The organism is Kribbella sp. NPDC054772 (assembly GCF_053611945.1).
Genome location: NZ_JBSHBJ010000044.1, coordinates 41844 through 58839, shown reverse-complemented (window position 1 = coordinate 58839; position 16996 = coordinate 41844). Strand labels below are relative to the sequence as shown.

Genomic DNA, 16996 nt, shown 5'->3' with positions numbered 1-16996 from the left:
GACGAGGGAAGACCGGGAACCAGACCCCGCGACCTGCCGCGCGCCAGCGCGGCATCGAGCACAGCGACTGGAGCGACGAGGGAAGGCCGGGAGTTCCAGCCCCATGACCCCGCCGGCGCCGAAGGCCCGGCCAAAAGAACAGCTTCATTTGAGGCCGGTGTGAGCCATTCCGGCCAGGATCCGGCGCTGGAAGATCACGAACACCACGACCACCGGAACCAGCGTTACCACGCTCATCGCGAACAGCGCGCCCCACTCCGAACTGCCGGTCGTGTCCAGGAATCCGCGCAGCGCGACCGGGACCGTCAGCTTGGTCCTGGTCGACAGGTAGATCAGCTGGCTGAAGAAGTTGTTCCAGGTCCAGATGAACGAGAAGATCGCGGTCGTCACCAGCGCCGGCGACAACAGCGGCAGGATGATCCGCCGGTAGATGCCCCAGTGCCCGCAGCCGTCGATCCGGGCCGCGTCGTCCAGCTCGACCGGGATCGACCGGATGAACTGCACCATCAGGAACACGAAGAACGCGTCGGTGGCGAGGAAACTCGGAACGATCATCGGCCAGAACGTGTCGATCCAGTGCAGGTTCCGGAAAATCGAGTACTGCGCGATCAGCGTCACGTGCGCGGGCAGCATCAGCGTCGCGAGCATCAATCCGAACAACGGTTTCCGCCCGACGAACCGCATCCGCGCGAACGCGTAGGCGGTCAGCGAGCAGGTCAGCACGTTGCCGATCACCACCGCCGCGCAGATGATCAGCGAGTTCATGATGTAGACGCCGAAGTTGGTCCCGGTGGAGGACCAGCCGAGCGCGTAGTTCCCGAGCGTCGGACGCTCCGGGATCAGGCCGGGATGCGAGAAGATCTCGGTGTTCGGACGCAGCGAGGCGGTGATCATCCAGAGCAGCGGGTAGAGCATCACCAGTGCCCCGAGGCTCAGTCCGATGTGTGCCAGGACGCGTTTCATCGGCTGGCCCCTTCGTCTCCGTAGAACACCCAGGTGCGGCCGAGGACGAAGTTCAGTCCGGTGAAGACCGCGATAATGAGGAGCAGCACCCAGGCCATCGCGGCGGCGTACCCCATCCGGAAGTTTCCGAACGCCTGCTGGTAGAGGTACAGGGTGTAGAACAGCGTGGAGTCGGACGGACCGCCCTTTCCGCCGCTGATCACGAACGCCGGGGTGAACGCCTGGAACGCGCCGATGATCTGCAGTACCAGGTTGAAGAACACCACCGGCGACAGCAGTGGGAGCGTCACCCGCCAGAACCGTTGCCATCGGCCCGCACCGTCCACCTCGGCGGCTTCGAGTACTTCGTCCGGAATCTGCCGCAGTCCGGCCAGGAAGATCACCATCGGCGCACCGAACTGCCAGACCCGGAGCACGATCAGCGTCCACAACGCCGTACCCGGTTCGGAGATCCAGCCGTGGCCCTGGATTCCGAAGAGGCCGAGGACCTGGTTGAGCAGACCGTCGCTGCCGAAGATCTGCTGCCAGAGCAGGGCGATCGCGACACTGCCACCGAGCAGGCTCGGCACGTAGTACAGCGCCCGGTAGACGGCCAGACCCTTGAGCCCCCGGTTGAGGAGTACGGCGACCGCGAGCGCGAACGCCATCTCGAGCGGGACCGAGACGCCGACGTAGATGAACGTGACCTTCAGCGACTGCAGGTACCGTGGGTCCTGGAAGAGCGCCGTGTAGTTCTGCAGACCCTTCCACTCGGGGGTGTTGAGCAGCGCGTAGTCGGTGAACGAGTAGTACAGCGACAGCAGCATCGGACCGATGGTCAGTCCAATGATCCCGATCAACCAGGGCAGCAGGAACAGGTACGCCGGGACGCTCCGGCGGAGGTTAGCGATCACTGACCGAGGGTCTTCCCGGCCAGGTCGACGAACTGCTGCGCGCCGGCCGCGGGCGTGGCCTTTCCGAAACCGATGTTCTCGGCGATCCGGCCGAACCCGGTGAGCAGCTCGCCGTACCCCTTCGGCCACGGCTTCGGCGACGGACCGACCTTCCCGGCCAGGCTCTCGACGTACTTGATCGCCCGCGCGCCCGCCGAGCCCGCGTCCGCGGAAACCAGGTCACGCGCTTTCTTCGACGGCGGTACGCCGAGCAGGATCCCGATCGCCTTGATCGCCTTCTCGTCGTTCAGCAGGAACCCGATCAGTTTCGCGGCGTCCTCGGGGTGCTTGCTCGCCGACGACACGCACCACAGGTCGAGGCCCTTGACGAACTGGCCCTTCAGGTCGCCCGCCGTCACCTGCGGGACCGGGAGGATCGTGAGCGGGCTCTTCACCAGCGGCTGGTAGAAGGTGACCTGCTGGACCCAGCCGAACTGCACCGGCGACTTGCCCTTGGCAATCAGCGACTTCTCGATCGCGGTCGTCTCGGCACTGACGTTCTGCGGCGGAGCGGCCTTGGCCTTCCGCAGGTCGTCCCAGTACCGGAACCACGCCTCGACGGTATCCTTGGTGGTCAGCAGTTTTCCGCCGTCGTCGGAAAACATTTCTGTTCCGTGCTGGCGGGCGAACACCTCGAACAGCTGGAAGTTTCCGGCCTGGTCCGTGGACCCGTACGAGCCCTGGACCGAGCCGGTGTAGTCGCGGGCGAACTCGGCGAACGCGTCCCACGTCCAGCCCTGTGCCGGAATCGTTCCGCCGGCTTTCTTGATCGCGCCTTCGTCGACGTACATCGAGTAGCTGATCGAGCTCTGCCCGATGCCATAGCTCTTGCCGTCGACGACACCGCTGTCCGCCACGTCTTTGTCGAGACCCGACGTGTCGATCCCCAGCGAACCGAGGTCCTTCAACGCACTCCGGCCGGCATAGTCACTGAAGTAGCTCATCGACATCCGGAGTACGTCGGGGGCGTTGTTTCCGGACGTCTGCGTGGCGAGCTTGTCCCAGTAGTCGTCGAACGGGGCACTTTCCGCGGTGTACTCCGCGCCGCCGTTCGACTTCCACGCGGCGAGGGCCGTGTTGATGGCCTTGGTCACCGGGTCCGGGCCGTACCAGGAAACTCGCATCGGACCGGACTTTCCGGAGGAGCAGCCGGGGATCATCGTCGCGGCGGTGGCGGCGGCGCCGAGCCCGAGCAGGGTGCGGCGGCTGAAGGTGGGGGTCATCGGGGTTCTCCTTGGGTGGCCGTCCAGCGCCAGTTGTGGGCCAGGCGGAGCGGGACGTAGTTGCCGTTCGGGAGGTCGTCGGTGAGCCGGGCCTGCCAGCGGGTGAGCTGGTGCAGCAGCCGGGCCCGGACGGCCAGGTGACGCTCGTCGTCGAAGAGGTTGTCGAGCTCGACCGGGTCGTTCTCCAGGTCGTACAGCTCGCCGGCGAGATCCGCGTGCACGATGAGCTTCCAGCGGCCGCTCCGCAGCATCCGCGCGGCGCCGGACTGGGTGACCGTGTTGAGTTCGTCGAACGTCCGGCCCTCGTACGCGAAGTGCAGCGGTGGCCGCGCCGTCACGTCGTACGCGCGACCGCCGAAACCTTGCTCGGCGATGACGCTGGCGAACTCCTCCTCGGGTGCTGGTTCCCCCTGGGCGAGCGGGAGCAGGCTGCGGCCCTGGACGCCATCGGGGATGGGTGCGCCGACGGCTTCACAGACGGTCGGGAGTACGTCGACGATCGAGACCGGTTCGTCGCGCTGCTGCACGGCGACGCCGTCGCCGGCGAGGACGAACGGGATCCGCATCAGGAACTCGGACAGGCCGGCGCCCTTGCGTTGCAGGCCGTACTCGCCGACGTAGTCACCGTGGTCGGCCAGCACGATCGTCAGGCGCGGTCGTTGCCGCTGCGCGAGACCGTCGTGCAGGCGGCGAATCTGGTCGTCGAGGAGCCGCAACATCCCGAGATAGTTGGCGGTGTAGCGGCGCCAGTTGTCGTCGTACCCCGGCCGTTTTTCCTCCTGGAGTTTCCGCAACCAGGCGTACGTTCCGCCTTTCTGCTCGGCCGCTTCGGGACCGGTCGATCGTTGCGGAACGTCTTCCGGTGCGACGAGGTCGAAGTACGGCTGCGGGACCTGGTACGGGTTGTGCGGCTCGGGATACGAGACCCAGAACAGACCGGGCTGATCCGGGTCGGCGTCGTCGATCGCCTTCAGCGCGTCGGACGTGATCCGGTACGGGAGCTGGCAGGTCACGTCGTACGGCGTCGGCTCGTCGGAAACACCGTGATCGAGCTGCGCGAGCCACTCGTCGAACGCTTTCTCGTCCGCGCTGCGCTCGGGGCCCTGGGTGTGGAAATAGGGGCCGGCGTAGGTGTCGAAGTCCCCGTCACCGCGGTGCATGTGCGGCTTTCCGGCGAAGTGCAGCTGGTAGTCCGCGCCCCGCAGTACGTCGAGCAGGTCCTGCTGGAAGGCGGCGTACTGCGCGTTGCTGTTCTGGCGGACCTGGTGGGCGCTCGGAAACCGTCCGGTGAGCAGACTCGTCCGCGCCGGAACGCACGCCGGGGCGGCCGTGTACGCGTTCCGGAAATCCGTTCCGCGGTCCGCCAGCCCGTCGACGAAGGGCATGGTGTCCACCGGATACCCACTCCGCCGGGTCAGCCCCACGCGCTGCTGATCGGTCATCACGATGACGATGTCGGGACGCATCGACCTACTCTCTGCTCGGGTTTTACAGCGCTGTAATACAGCGCTGTAAACCATGCCGCAGGGTCCGCGTGGTCGTCAAGAGGTGACCGGGCGGCCCGCTACCATCGCCCTCGTGATGTTCGAGCCGATGAGCCGCCGCCTGGCCGTGTCCTTCGCCGTCACCGGGCTGATCCTGTTCGTCGCCGGCCTTCTGGTGCGCCCGACGAACATCACCGTCGCGGTGGTGCTCTTCCTGCTGGCCGTCGGCCTCCTCGGCCTAGGCGCCTACGGAGCCCTCGAACGCCTCGTCAGCCGCCGCCGCTAACAGCGTCGTTCTCCTAGCGCGGGACCGTTTCCGGTCAGTGCGCAAGTGTTTCCGCGAGCCGGCGTACCCCTCGGTCGGGGCTGGTGAGGACCGGGACGGAGAGGTCCAGCCCTTCGGCCGCCGATGCCATGGATGCCTGCGCCAGCACCACCACGTCGCCATCGGCCGCCTGGATGGCAGCAGCAACCAGCGCATCGTGACGGGCACGATCTCCAGCAACGGCAGCCTCGAACGCGCCGGGCACAACAACTTCAGTGATCTCGACGTCCTGATCCAGGAGCTGCGCACGCTCACGCAGCAGCGCGGCCGTCGGCTGGACGGTGGTCGGCAGCGTCGCGATCACCGTCACACGCTTTCCGGCACGCACCGCCTCGTCCGCCATCGCCTCGTCGACGCGGTACACCGGTACGCCGATGCGGTCGGCGAGCGGAGCGGCGTACTGCGAGATCGACGAGCAGGTGAAGAGCACGGCCTCCGCGCCGGCCGCGACGGCCGCGTCACCGAGGTCGGCCAGCCGCTGGGCGACCTGCTCCGCCGCGGCACCGCGTCCGAGGTCGGCGACGATCTTGTCGTCGAGCAGGTTCTGCACCTCGACGCCCGGCAGGTGCTCCGCGGCCAGCGTCGCGAACGTCGGGATCACCACGGCCCCGGTGTGCAGGAAAGCGATCCGCGTCATCCGACGATCCTCACGTTTCAATGCGTGATACCGCTGTGGTGGCGACATCAACGGCGCTGCTTCGGAACCCAAGATTGACACGTTTCAGAACACCGGGTCAACGCCACGCGTGTCGCGCAGGAAACACCCTCCTCGAGCGTTTCCGGCGCGTTCCGGAACGGGTTTCGCGATCGTTTGACCTCGGGTGGCGGTCCGGCATACGGTCGGTCGCACAATTGCACATCGTGCCGTTCGAACCGGGGCGGAAGAGTTCCCTGCCCGACCAAGGCAGGGGCGCCGGAGGAGCAACTCTCCCCAGAAACTCTCAGGCCCAGTCACCGCTCCGGATGAGGCAACCTCTGGAAAGTCAGGACCGTCGTGTCCTGCACCCACGGTGCAAGCCGCACACTCTGCGGTGAAGCTCTCAGGTACCGATGACAGAGCGGGGAGGTCACCCAACCGGTGGTGCCACTGCGTGGCGCCGGAAGCCAGGGAGCCTCCTCATCGTGTCCCGACACACGCCGCTGTACGCCGTGCACCAAGAGCTCGGCGCGAGTTTCACCGACTTCGCGGGCTGGTCCATGCCGGTCCGCTACACCTCCGACGTCGCCGAGCACCACGCCGTCCGCACCACGTCCGGCTTGTTCGACCTCAGCCACATGGGCGAGCTCGAACTGACCGGTCCACAGGCCGGCCATGCGCTCGACTACGCGCTCGTCGGGCACCCTTCGAAGATCGCCGTCGGCCGCGCCCGCTACTCGATGCTCTGCACCGAGTCCGGCGGCATCGTCGACGACCTCGTCGTCTACCGCCTCGCCGACGAACACTTCCTGGTCGTCGCGAACGCCGGCAACGTCCCGGCTGTCCACGCGGCGCTCCAGGAACGCACCAAGTCGTACGACTGCCAGTTACGGAACACGTCCGACGACTGGGCGCTGCTCGCGGTCCAGGGTCCGGATTCGGAAAACGTTGTCGGAACGCTCACGGAACTCCCGGTCCAGCAACTGAAGTACTACGCCATCACCGCCGGCACCGTTGCCGGGCGCAACGTGTTGCTCGCCCGCACCGGGTACACCGGCGAGGACGGCTTCGAGATCTACTGCCGCCCGACGGACGCGCAGCGGGTCTGGACCACGATCAGCGCCGTACCCAGCGGGCCGCGACCGGCCGGACTCGCGTGCCGGGACACGCTCCGGCTCGAAGCGGGGATGCCGCTGTACGGCCAGGAGCTGAGCACCGCGACCACGCCGTTCGAGGCCGGACTCGGCCGGATCGTCGCCTTCGGCAAAGAAAACGGTTTCGTCGGCCGGGACGCACTCGCCCAGCGCCGCGACGACGGCTCCACGCAGATCCTGGTCGGCCTGGTGTCCGACTCGCGCCGCTCACCACGAGCCGGGTACGCCGTACTCGATCCAAGCGGTGAACCCGTCGGCACGATCACCAGCGGCGCGCCGTCGCCGACCCTGCGCCGCCCGATCGCGATGGCCTACGTCCGCCCCGGTCTGGAGCAGCCCGGAACCCCGTTGCTCGTCGACATCCGCGGCCGGCACGAGCCGGTCGAGGTCGTCACCCTGCCGTTCTACCGCCGCTGACCCCAGGAGCCACCATGCCTGTCCCGACCGACCTGAAGTACACCGCCGACCACGAATGGCTGACGCTCGACGGCGACACCGCGACCGTCGGCATCACCGCGTTCGCCGCCGACGCGCTCGGCGACGTCGTGTACGTCGACCTGCCGATCGTCGGCGCCACTGTCCGGGCCGGCGCGCCCTGCGGCGAGATCGAGTCCACGAAGTCGGTGAGCGATCTGAACGCCCCGGCCGACGGCGAGGTCGTCGAGATCAACCACGAGGTGATCGCCGACCCGTCCGTCCTGAACACCGACCCGTTCCAGGCCGGCTGGCTCTTCCGCCTGAAGGTCTCGGGGACGCCGGACCTCCTCGACGCGACCGCCTACGAAGCGCTGACGGGCGGTGCCTGACATGAGCCTGCTGGACCAGCACCTCGCGGACGCCGATCCCGAGGTACACGCCGCGATCCAGGCCGAGCTCGGCCGCCAGCGCGACACCCTCGAACTCATCGCCAGCGAGAACTTCGCGCCGATCGCCGTGATGCAGGCGCAGGGGTCGGTCCTCACCAACAAGTACGCCGAGGGCTACCCCGGCCGCCGGTACTACGGCGGTTGCGAGCACGTCGACGTCATCGAGCAGCTCGCGATCGATCGCGTGAAGGGTCTGTTCGGCGCCGGTTTCGCCAACGTCCAGCCGCACTCGGGCGCCCAGGCGAACGCCGCGGCCATGGCCGCGCTGCTCGAGCCCGGGGACACCATCCTCGGCCTCGACCTCGCCCACGGCGGCCACCTCACGCACGGAATGCGGCTGAACTTCAGCGGAAAGCTGTACGACGTCGTTTCCTACCACGTCCGCGACACCGATTTCCGGGTCGACATGGACGAGGTCGAACGGCTCGCCGTCGAGCACCGGCCGAAGCTGATCGTGGCCGGCTGGTCGGCGTACCCGTTGCACCTGGATTTCGCCGGTTTCCGGCGGATCGCCGACCTGGTGGGCGCGTACCTGATGGTGGACATGGCCCACTTCGCCGGCCTGGTCGCGGCCGGGCTGCACCCGAGCCCGGTACCGCATGCGGATGTCGTCACCACGACTACGCACAAGACCCTGGGTGGTCCGCGCGGCGGAGTGATCCTCACGAACCGCGCGGACCTCGCCAAGAAACTCAATTCCGCGGTCTTTCCGGGCCAGCAGGGCGGTCCACTGGAACACGTTGTCGCGGCGAAGGCGGTCGCCTTCAAACTGGCCGCGACGGACGAGTTCGCCGAGCGGCAGCGCCGAACGCTCGACGGCGCGCGGGCGATCGCCGGACGGCTGCTCGCGGACGACGTCCAGGCAGCCGGGATCTCGGTCCTGACCGGTGGCACGCAGGTGCACCTGGTCCTGGTCGACCTGCGGCGGTCCGAGCTCGACGGACAGCAGGCCGAGGATCTCCTGCACTCCATCGGCGTCACGGTGAACCGGAACGCCGTACCGTTCGATCCGCGGCCGCCCATGGTGTCGTCGGGCCTGCGCATCGGTACGCCGGCGCTGGCGGCGCGAGGCTTCGGGGACCCGGAGTTCCGCGAGGTCGCAGACATCATCGCGACCGCCCTGCTGCGCCCGCGGGACACCGAGAGTCGCGCCGTACTGCGGGATCGCGTCGCGGTGCTGGCCTCGAAGTTCCCGCTGTACGCCGGGAGCTGACTGGAAGCGCTCCCGGTCATATCCGGCAAAGCGAGAAATGCTCGATTTTGCTTTCTCTGCAAGCGGTTGACGGCAACGCCTGGATCGGACACTATCGGGCATGTTGTCGATACGGTGAGTGATTTCTGAGAGCGCTCCCGGAGCGTCCGCCCCGTTTGCTCGAGACAGGAGCTGCAGAGATGAGATGGATCGTGCGCGGCCTGCTGGCCGCCGGGCTGATCGGTGCCGTGGTGGCACCCGTGATCCGCACCGCCGACGCCTCGACCCCGGCCGGCACAACCCCAGCCGGCGCAGCCACCGCGACGGCCGGCAACCCGGTGCAGCTGACGAGCGGCTTTTACGTCGACCCGAACTCGAACCCGGCGACCTGGGTGCGGAACAACGGCGGCGACGGCCGGGCGACCGCGATCAAGAACTCGATCGCGAGCAAGCCGATGGCGCGCTGGTTCGGCAACTGGAGCGGCGCGATCGGGGCGGCGGTCGGCGGCTTCGTGGGGGCCGCCGACACAGCCGACAAACTCCCGGTGCTGGTCGCGTACAACATCCCGGGCCGGGACGCCTGCGGTGGCCATTCCGGCGGTGGTGCCGGGTCACCGGGCGGCGTACCGGACCTGGATCCAGGAGTTCGCGCGCGGGATCGGGAACCGTCCGGCGGTGGTCGTCATCGAGCCGGACTCGCTGGGCGACTTCAACTGCATGAACAGCGACCAGATCGCGGAACGCAACGGAATGCTCGGGTACGCCGTCCAGCAGTTCAAGGCGCTCGCGCCGAACGCGTGGGCGTACCTTGACGGTGGCAACTCCGGCTGGGTCGCCGCCGACGTGATGGCGCAGCGCCTCCAGGGTGCCGGGCTGGCGAACGCCCACGGTTTCGCGCTGAACGTCTCGAACTACTACACCACCGCCGAGTCGGTGACCTATGGCAACGCGGTGAAGAGCCACCTGTCCGCGGCGAAGCCGTTCGTCGTCGACACCAGCCGGAACGGAAACGGAACCGGAAACGACTGGTGCAACCCGCCGGGCCGGAAACTCGGCGTTCCAGCGCAGAACGGCGGCGGCGCGGAAATGCTGCTCTGGCTCAAGGTTCCGGGCGATTCCGACGGCGACTGCGGCATCGGCGCGGGCATCCCGGCCGGCACCTTCAGCCCCGACCTGGCCACGCACCTGATCAACGGAAACTGAGCCTGCTCAGCGGGAGCTGGCGGAGTCCCGGACAACGAGGCGGGTCGGGAGGATGAGGGGTGAAGGGTCCTTGCCCTCGAGCAGCGCCCGCAACATGCGGGCCATCTCCCGGCCCAGCGCCTGGATCGGCTGACTGACGGTCGTCAGCGGCGGGCTCGTGTGCCGGGCGGTGGCGATGTCGTTGAAGCCGACCACCGCGACATCGGCCGGTACCGATCGGCCGGCGTCGGCCAGCGCTCGCAACGCACCGATCGCCATTTGATCCGAAGCGACGAACACGGCGTCCAGATCCGGGTGTGCGGAAAGCAGTTCCGCCATCGCTTTCCGGCCACCGTCCTCGGAGAAGTCGGCGTGCGCCACCCGGTGCGCCTCCAGCCCGGAAACCGCGAGAGTTTCCTGAAATCCCTTGTACCGCGCGGTTCCGGCGGCCTCGTCCATCCGGCCGGTGATCGTCGCGATCCGAGTCCGGCCGACAGCCACCAGGTGCTCGACGGCAAGCCTCGCCCCGCCGCGGTTGTCCGCGTCCACGTAGTACCGAGGTTCGAAGGTCACCGGCCGGCCGCCGAACACGACCGGCACCTCGGCCTCTTCGGCGAGTCGCGCGAGCGGGTCGTCGCCGTGCATCGACATCAGCATCACGCCGGCGGCCTTTCCGTTCCGCAACAGTTTCCGCAACCGTTCCTGACCGGGGACCGAGGTCGCCGTCCTCAGCACCAGCTCGAGGTCGGTCTCCTCCAGCGCCGAGGCGATCCCGACCACGACCTCCGCCACGAACGGATCCGCGAAGACCTGCGGATCCTCGGCGGAAACCGCGAGCACGACCGATCCCAGTTCGGTTCCGGAGGGCGCGGCACCGTTCCGCCGCGCGAGTTCCCGGGCCGTTGCGTCCGGCACGTATCCGAGCGCCGCGATCGCCCGCTGCACGGCGTCCCGCTTGGCCTGGCTGACATGCGGCGCGTTGTTGATCACCCGCGACGCCGCGGACCGCGAAACCCCTGCCCGAGCGGCAACCTCGTCCAACGTGACCCGCCGGCTCACACCCACAAGCACTCACTATACGAGAGCCGCACGCGCGATCGCCGCGCCTCACTGCACTGCGACCTCAGTGCAGGGCAACCGACAGCAGCAGCACCGCCGCGGTCCGGGCGTGGACGTCGTGTCGCTGCGGCGGTACGGCGACCAGATCGCCTGCCCGCAACTCGACCTCCGCATCACCCGCCCGGAGCACGGCTTCTCCCCGAAGACACAGCAACGACGCGTCCCCGGGACTCTGATGTTCACCCAGCGTGCGCCCCGCGTCCAGCGCGATCAGCGTCTGCCGCAACCGCGCACCCGACCGCCCGTAAACGGTCGTCGCGCTCCGCCCACTGTCACTGGACGCCGCCGACTCAAGATGAGCCGCTGCCAACTCCTCGATCCGCAATGCCTCCATCAACCGATGATGGCACCGGCCTCCCAGGCGAATCCGTCCGGGTCGACGAACTGGCCGCCGTCCGCACGGAGCACGATCCGGTGCGAACCGCTGCCCTCCATCGGTACGCCGGCGTCCTTGGCCAGCGCCTTCCGCGCGTACAGTCCGAGCTTCACCTCGCCGGCCGCCGCGAACTCGACGTACTTGCGCCCGAAGCTCTTCGACACCTCGAGCCCCTGCTCCTGGTAGAACTTCTTGCTCGCGGCCACGTCGTCACACCCGAGCAGCAGGACGACGGAATCGATCGCACGCGTCGCGGGACCGGTGTCCTTCTTCGCCGACGTGGCGATCTTCCAGATCGTCCCGTCGGGTGCCTGCAGCGTTCCGCCGTACCCCCAGATCGACTTGGTCACCGGCTTCACCACCGTCGCGCCGGCCGCGACCGCGGACTCGAACAGGCTGGTCACGGTGCTCGGCTGCCCAACCGTCAGCGACAGCGTGAAACCGCGGAAACCCTGTGTTTCCGCGCTGGCCGCACGCACGGTCACCTGTCCGTCGAGCCCGAACGCCTCGCTCAGGAACCGCTCAGCCGCGGCAACGTCACTAACTTCCAGAACCACACTCTGAAGATTTGTCATGCCTTAAACCTAGGAAGCCGGGCGCCCCCGTGCTTCTCGATTCCTGACCAACCCCGATCCGGAATCTTTCCGGACCGGCGTTTCCGTCAGCAGGCGTTTCCGTCAGCAGGCGTTTCCGTCAGCAGGAAAGCGTCGCGAACCCGTACCCGCGCGCGGCCAGACTCGTCAGCGCCTGGTCCAGCGCCGCCACCGTCTGTGCTCGGTTTCCCCCACCGTCGTGCATCAGGATGATCGCGCCCGGGTGCGCGCCGGCCAGCACCCGCTGGGCGATCGTCGACGCCCCCGGCCGCTTCCAGTCGTTGGTGTCCACGTCCCACAACACCTGCTGCATCCCGTCTCGCTTGATCTCCGCCTTCACCCGCGCATTGGTCGCGCCGTACGGCGGCCGGAAACACTTCGACACGATCCCGTTCGCCACCTGCCGATGCAACTGCGCCGGCGACAACTTGGTCAGCTGCGGATGCGAGATCGAGTGATTCCCCACCGAGTTCCCCGCCGCCCGTACGTCGGCCACCAGCCCCGGATGCGCCGCTGCGTTCTGCTCCAACATGAAGAACGTCCCATGCGCCCCGTGCTTCGCCAACACCGCCAACACCTCAGGCGTCCACCGAACATCCGGCCCATCATCAAACGTCAGATAAACAACCTTCCCCTTAACCTGCTGGACAGGCTGAGTCGTCCGCACACTCGAAGGCGTGGTCGTGCTCGGCTTCGTCGTGCCCGGCGTGGTCTTGGCCGCTTTAGTAGCACCCGGCTTAACAGAACCAACCGCCACCGGCCGCGCAGTCGTCTCAGCAGCACTGGCCTTCCACCCTGGCCCAGTCACCGCCGCGTGCAGACTCCACACAGCAACCCCAGCCCCCACCGCCAACACCACCGGCAGCCTGAACCCACGCCACATAACCCCAACCCCCAAGCATCGAACCACCCTCACCTACAGCCAGTCCGACGCCCCCAACCCCCAGAAAGTTGACCCTCCGATCACCTGACCCGTGCGAGCCGCACGGGTCCGATCAGGCCGGACTCGAGCTGACCGGACAGCACCCACATCGTCGGTGTCGACTCATGCAGGAACGGCCCCAGCGTGTTGTAGACGCGGATGCTGAGCACGAACGGCGCCGCGCGCCGGCCGAGGGCAAAACGGAACGGCCCACAGAACCGCGTGCCCACGACCTCACCGTCGATCTGCACCTCGGCCGTCCCCCGGATGTGCCCGAGATCGAGTTCTACTTCGCCGTCGAGCTCCGGATCGGAAATCGTCGTACGGTACTCGACGCCGCCGCTCCACGCGGCGAGCCCGATATCGCCCCAACTCCCCAGTCTGATCGGCGCCTCGGTCGTCGTCACCTGCAACGGACCCTGCCATGCGGCACCGGCACGCCGATACGTCCGCTCCGGCAAGCGGACCGTCAAGGACCCTTCGCGTTGCAAGGGTTCGCGGAACACAACGCCGTCGGCTGTTCGCTCCCACTGCGCCGTGTCGTCGTCGAAGGTGATCGACTCCGGCTCGACATCGGCCGGAAGCGTCACGGCGGTAGCGCCCGCCGGCAGCCCGATCCGGTACCACTGCGGCGCCGGCGTCACGTCGTCGGTGAGCGCGAGCCGACGGAACTCGGTACCCACCTCGGCCTCACCACGCATCCAGCTCGCCTCAGGAAGCGGATGCGGACGCCGTACCGCTCGCATCGACGCGGTCTCGCGCCAATGCCGATTGAGTACGGCGGCCTGACGCTCGCCCCCGGGGCCGCGCACCGTCCACGACGGATCGGTCGCGATCACCGTGAGATCACCCGCACCGCTGCGCAGGGCGAGGTCGGCGTACGCGAACTCGGCCCCCGGAAATGCCTCGACCTCGAGCTCGAGGACGTGGTCACCGGGACGCAGTCGTTCAGTGAGGTCGTACGCGAAGTACCGCGGCTCGTCTCCGGTCTGGTCCTCGTACAGTTCGTTCCGAGCCTGGAGGGCCAGCACGTCGTCGTCGAGGCGAACCGCCATCGTGGCGTGGGACCCGGCGATCAGCTGCGCCGACGACAACTCTTCGTCGATGGCGAACTCGGTCCGATAGGTCAAGGTCGCGGGCTCGTCGAGCGCGCCGTACGTGACGAACTGCGCCGGGACGTCGAAGCCACCCGGTTCGGCCAGCCCGACGAACGACCCCAGCTCCGGGGTGCCCCGGGTCGGCCGCGAGATCGCCGTGAGCCGATACTCCACGATGTTGGCTCCAGGCCGTACGTCGACCTGCGCGATGGCGTAGTACCCCTGCTCGTCCGGCGTCACCTCATGCCCGTTCCACCACACCCGTTTCGTGGCCGCGGCCCCGATGACGAGATCGGCCGCGCCCGCGCTGGTGTCGGCGATCACCGCACGAATCTGCACCGTCTCGCCATCGACCGGTTGCGGTGTCCGCACGAACTCCTCGTACACCAAAGACTTGTTGCCTAGTTCCCCGTCCTCGCGTTCCCGTCCTCGCGATGCCGAGTACTCGTACCGCTGCCACTCGCCGTCCGCGAGCGGCAGCCGCCCGGCCCGGACAGCCTCGACACCATCGGCGCAGAGCGGCTCGGCCAGTCGATCGACCGGCGCCGGGCCGAAGGTGCGCAACCTTTGGCCGAACGTCACGCGCGTCGGCTCCCACTCGTCAACGGTTGGCTCCGAGGTGGCCGGAGACTCCGCCCACTCCAGCGCCCAGATCTGTAGCCGATCGAGCGATTCGCCGACGGGTCGCGCCAGGTCGCCCCAGCGGTTGTCGAGCGTCGGTATCAGCGTGCCGGTCCACTCGGTGAGGTCCCGTACCGCGACTGGCTGCCGATCCGTGGAAGGCTCGTCGGCAACCGCACTCGACTGATCGACAGCCCGCCAGGTCACGAACAGCGCCGGAGCGCCGTCGAGCGGTACGGCGATCTCATATGAGCCGCCGGCGCGGCGAACCGTCCCCGATCGACGCTCACCGGTTGCCGGATCCCAGAACTCCACGTCCCCGACCGGGCCCGGCACAGTGATCGTCCGGCTGTCGGCGTACCGACTGCGGTCGAACTGCTTCACCGTTCGCAGTCCCACACCCTCGATGTGTTCGGTGGCGCTCGGCCACACCGCCGGTACCAGCGTCACGTACTGATCGCCGGAGTGTTTGGTCAGCAGCGGTACGTCGCTGCGCGGGCCGTCGTACCGATCCCTCAGCAGCGTGAGCGTCTCGGCGACGGTGTCGACCTGGATGAGCTTCGGATGCTCCACGAGTCGCCTGATCAGTCGCTCATCGGTGGCGAGCCCGCTCGCGAGCCGCGGCACGGCGCCGACGGTGATGACCGCTCCGCCGGCATCGAGCAGATCGGCGAGCGCGGTCACGGTGCCCGGTTCGAGCACGATCGCACCTGGCAGGACCACCGTGCGGTACCGCTGGTCGCGGGCTGCCAGCGCATCGCCGTCGATCGTCGCTGCCTGGATCGACGCGTCGTCGATCACGTCGAACGGTACGCCGGCCCCGTCGAGCGCGCCCGGCTTCGGATTGAACCAGTTCCCTTCGCCGGACAGACCGACGTAGAGCTCCTGGGCGCGGTCCACTTCCGGGTACTCGTCGCCCAGGAGTCCGAGGCCCTCGGCCGAGGTGTTCGTGACGGTGTCGAGCCGCACCAGTGCCTGGGTCGTCGTGGCCGGGTGCAGCAGCGCGACATCGGCGACGAACGTTCCCCAATTGGCGACCGAGCACAACCGCGCGACCGCGGCGGCGAAGTGCGGATAGTGGCCCCAGTACGGTTGCCGCCAGTCCGTCGACGGTGGTGCCCACTCGAACCAGCCACCGAACGTGCCGAAGTAGGTCGCGTGCGGGTTGTACAGGTCGGCGCCGGACCCGACGAACGGGATCAGCCAGTCGTAGGTCTCCTCCAGCGTTCCACCCCAGCCGCTGGAGTGGAACGACTCCATCCACACCCGATCATGGCCGTACAGGTGCGCCATCGAGCTGTGGACCTTCGCGTCACCGTTGTGGTCCGAGCCAAGCGCGCTGTACCAGCGGTGGGTGCGGAAGTAGTCGGAGTACAGCTGGGTCGACTGCGTCGGCCAGCCCGACCGCGCCGGATGTGACTGATCGGCGCCGAGCAGCATGCCGTACCGCTCGTGCCACTCGCCCAGTGGCCGGAAGAACGCCTGCTCGGCGAGTGCCGTGCGTACCTCGTAGTAGTCGGTCCGGATCTTCGCGGCCCGATCGTCACCGCTCCGGAACAGCGCTGGCAACTCGTCGAGCAGGTCGTAGCCCTTGAGCTCCACGAAGCGCTCGGCGAACCGGGGCGTCCACGTGTTCACCGGTGGCAGCTCGTCCTGGAAACTGCCGAAGATCACGGTGCCGAGGTACTGCGGCACGCGCCGCTCGAACTCGCCGTGCACATAGTCGAACAGCAGCCGCGTCGCCTCGGGATTGAGGTAATCGAGCGAGGTCCGCTGGCTCGTGATCACGTCGATCTGGGCACCGCTGCGCTGCGCGTCGGGCAGTTCGTCGAGCGTGTATCTCCGGCCGTTCACGGCGTACGCCCCGACGAACGTGTCCTCGTCGAGTTCGGCCAGATCGTCGGTATCGAGGTCGGCCAGGTCGGTCCGGACCAGCTTGCGTCCCGCTACCCACGGATGCTCGCGGGTCAGGCTGCCGGGAATGTTGGCTCCCGTTCCCGGGAAACCGAGCTGGTCGTAGAACCAGATCTTCATGCCCCGCCGGTCCGCCGCGGCGCAGGTGTGGCCGAAGCGGTCCCACCAAGCCTGCGAGAACCAGGCCGGATCATCGGCGTACGCGCCGACCAATGGTCCCCGCGGAGCCAGGTTGATGATCACCAGATGGTGGACACCGCCGGCGACGAACTGATCGAGCTGCCAGTCGATGCGCTCATCGGTGACCTGATCACCGCTCCACCACCACAGCGGGATCGGCGCGAAGGAACGGTCGGGATCGGTGAAGCGATCGAGCAGGTGACGTGACGGCATGGA

15 protein-coding genes, 1 pseudogene and 2 riboswitches are annotated in these 16996 nt (G+C 67.9%); of the genes and pseudogenes, 6 read left to right on the top strand and 10 right to left on the bottom strand.

All coding sequences use genetic code 11. From position 1 onward, the window contains the following. Positions 1-144 precede the first annotated feature (144 nt). From ACWGID_RS38290 to ACWGID_RS38275, 4 genes are read right to left on the bottom strand one after another with little or no spacing between them, the layout of a single operon-like run. Positions 145-963, bottom strand: a complete 819-nt coding sequence (locus ACWGID_RS38290) for a carbohydrate ABC transporter permease (RefSeq protein WP_452204269.1) — start codon at positions 961-963, stop codon at positions 145-147. Beyond that, positions 960-1856, bottom strand: coding sequence for a carbohydrate ABC transporter permease (locus ACWGID_RS38285; protein ID WP_452204268.1), 897 nt, complete (start codon positions 1854-1856; stop codon positions 960-962). Before ACWGID_RS38285 ends, ACWGID_RS38290 begins: the two co-directional genes overlap by 4 nt. Continuing rightward, positions 1853-3118, bottom strand: coding sequence for an extracellular solute-binding protein (locus ACWGID_RS38280; RefSeq protein ID WP_452204267.1), 1266 nt, complete (start codon positions 3116-3118; stop codon positions 1853-1855). Before ACWGID_RS38280 ends, ACWGID_RS38285 begins: the two co-directional genes overlap by 4 nt. After that, a complete protein-coding gene (locus ACWGID_RS38275) occupies positions 3115-4584 on the bottom strand; it encodes a sulfatase-like hydrolase/transferase (protein ID WP_452204266.1) in 1470 nt (489 codons plus the stop codon). The genes ACWGID_RS38280 and ACWGID_RS38275 overlap by 4 nt, the downstream gene beginning before the upstream one ends. Positions 4585-4696: 112 nt before the next feature. On the opposite strand from ACWGID_RS38275, the gene ACWGID_RS38270 reads away from it, so the two are divergent. Further along, positions 4697-4888, top strand: a complete 192-nt coding sequence (locus ACWGID_RS38270) for a hypothetical protein (protein WP_452204265.1) — start codon at positions 4697-4699, stop codon at positions 4886-4888. A 34-nt stretch (positions 4889-4922) separates the two neighbouring features. Here ACWGID_RS38270 and ACWGID_RS38265 read toward each other — a convergent pair whose 3' ends face one another. Then, on the bottom strand, positions 4923-5564 hold the full coding sequence (locus ACWGID_RS38265; RefSeq protein WP_452204264.1) for an aspartate/glutamate racemase family protein: 642 nt from the start codon (positions 5562-5564) through the stop codon (positions 4923-4925). A 232-nt stretch (positions 5565-5796) separates the two neighbouring features. Further along, a riboswitch (glycine riboswitch) is annotated at positions 5797-5894 on the top strand. Continuing rightward, positions 5895-5994, top strand: a riboswitch (glycine riboswitch). Between the two features lie 52 nt (positions 5995-6046). Here ACWGID_RS38265 and gcvT point away from each other — a divergent pair. The 5 genes and pseudogenes from gcvT to ACWGID_RS38240 all read left to right on the top strand — a co-directional run bounded on the left by gcvT (position 6047) and on the right by ACWGID_RS38240 (position 9979). Next, positions 6047-7135: a glycine cleavage system aminomethyltransferase GcvT gene (gcvT, locus tag ACWGID_RS38260; RefSeq protein WP_452204270.1), complete on the top strand. Its 1089-nt coding sequence runs from the start codon at positions 6047-6049 to the stop codon at positions 7133-7135. A 14-nt stretch (positions 7136-7149) separates the two neighbouring features. Continuing rightward, the gene (gcvH, locus tag ACWGID_RS38255; protein WP_452204263.1) at positions 7150-7524 is read left to right on the top strand and encodes a glycine cleavage system protein GcvH; all 375 of its coding nucleotides are present in this window, start codon (positions 7150-7152) and stop codon (positions 7522-7524) included. A gap of 1 nt (position 7525) precedes the next feature. Beyond that, positions 7526-8797, top strand: coding sequence for a serine hydroxymethyltransferase (gene glyA / locus ACWGID_RS38250; protein WP_452204262.1), 1272 nt, complete (start codon positions 7526-7528; stop codon positions 8795-8797). Between the two features lie 179 nt (positions 8798-8976). Next, positions 8977-9330, top strand: a pseudogene (locus ACWGID_RS38245) (hypothetical protein); the annotation flags it as partial. Between the two features lie 31 nt (positions 9331-9361). Then, complete coding sequence (locus tag ACWGID_RS38240; protein ID WP_452204261.1) at positions 9362-9979, top strand: glycoside hydrolase family 6 protein; 618 nt, start codon at positions 9362-9364, stop codon at positions 9977-9979. A 6-nt stretch (positions 9980-9985) separates the two neighbouring features. Here ACWGID_RS38240 and ACWGID_RS38235 read toward each other — a convergent pair whose 3' ends face one another. The 5 genes from ACWGID_RS38235 to ACWGID_RS38215 form a co-directional block, all read right to left on the bottom strand. Continuing rightward, the gene (locus ACWGID_RS38235) at positions 9986-11017 is read right to left on the bottom strand and encodes a LacI family DNA-binding transcriptional regulator (RefSeq protein WP_452204260.1); all 1032 of its coding nucleotides are present in this window, start codon (positions 11015-11017) and stop codon (positions 9986-9988) included. Positions 11018-11081: 64 nt separating this feature from the next. Next, the gene (locus tag ACWGID_RS38230; protein ID WP_452204259.1) at positions 11082-11411 is read right to left on the bottom strand and encodes a cupin domain-containing protein; all 330 of its coding nucleotides are present in this window, start codon (positions 11409-11411) and stop codon (positions 11082-11084) included. Next, positions 11411-12028 (bottom strand): glyoxalase, encoded by a 618-nt coding sequence (locus ACWGID_RS38225; RefSeq protein ID WP_452204258.1) that lies wholly within the window; start codon positions 12026-12028, stop codon positions 11411-11413. Before ACWGID_RS38225 ends, ACWGID_RS38230 begins: the two co-directional genes overlap by 1 nt. A gap of 118 nt (positions 12029-12146) precedes the next feature. Continuing rightward, positions 12147-12929, bottom strand: coding sequence for a polysaccharide deacetylase family protein (locus ACWGID_RS38220; RefSeq protein ID WP_452204257.1), 783 nt, complete (start codon positions 12927-12929; stop codon positions 12147-12149). A gap of 80 nt (positions 12930-13009) precedes the next feature. Further along, complete coding sequence (locus tag ACWGID_RS38215) at positions 13010-16993, bottom strand: hypothetical protein (RefSeq protein WP_452204256.1); 3984 nt, start codon at positions 16991-16993, stop codon at positions 13010-13012. Between the last annotated feature and the right edge of the window lie 3 nt (positions 16994-16996).

What these genes read in the sequence shown, in the direction of transcription:
- ACWGID_RS38290 (WP_452204269.1), bottom strand. Translation starts at nt 963, where the DNA reads ATGAAACGCGTCCTGGCACACATCGGACTGAGCCTCGGGGCACTGGTG.
- ACWGID_RS38280 (WP_452204267.1), bottom strand. Translation starts at nt 3,118, where the DNA reads ATGACCCCCACCTTCAGCCGCCGCACCCTGCTCGGGCTCGGCGCCGCC.
- ACWGID_RS38275 (WP_452204266.1), bottom strand. Translation starts at nt 4,584, where the DNA reads ATGCGTCCCGACATCGTCATCGTGATGACCGATCAGCAGCGCGTGGGG.
- ACWGID_RS38265 (WP_452204264.1), bottom strand. Translation starts at nt 5,564, where the DNA reads ATGACGCGGATCGCTTTCCTGCACACCGGGGCCGTGGTGATCCCGACG.
- gcvH (WP_452204263.1), top strand. Translation starts at nt 7,150, where the DNA reads ATGCCTGTCCCGACCGACCTGAAGTACACCGCCGACCACGAATGGCTG.
- glyA (WP_452204262.1), top strand. Translation starts at nt 7,526, where the DNA reads ATGAGCCTGCTGGACCAGCACCTCGCGGACGCCGATCCCGAGGTACAC.
- ACWGID_RS38230 (WP_452204259.1), bottom strand. Translation starts at nt 11,411, where the DNA reads ATGGAGGCATTGCGGATCGAGGAGTTGGCAGCGGCTCATCTTGAGTCG.
- ACWGID_RS38225 (WP_452204258.1), bottom strand. Translation starts at nt 12,028, where the DNA reads ATGACAAATCTTCAGAGTGTGGTTCTGGAAGTTAGTGACGTTGCCGCG.
- ACWGID_RS38220 (WP_452204257.1), bottom strand. Translation starts at nt 12,929, where the DNA reads ATGTGGCGTGGGTTCAGGCTGCCGGTGGTGTTGGCGGTGGGGGCTGGG.
- ACWGID_RS38215 (WP_452204256.1), bottom strand. Translation starts at nt 16,993, where the DNA reads ATGCCGTCACGTCACCTGCTCGATCGCTTCACCGATCCCGACCGTTCC.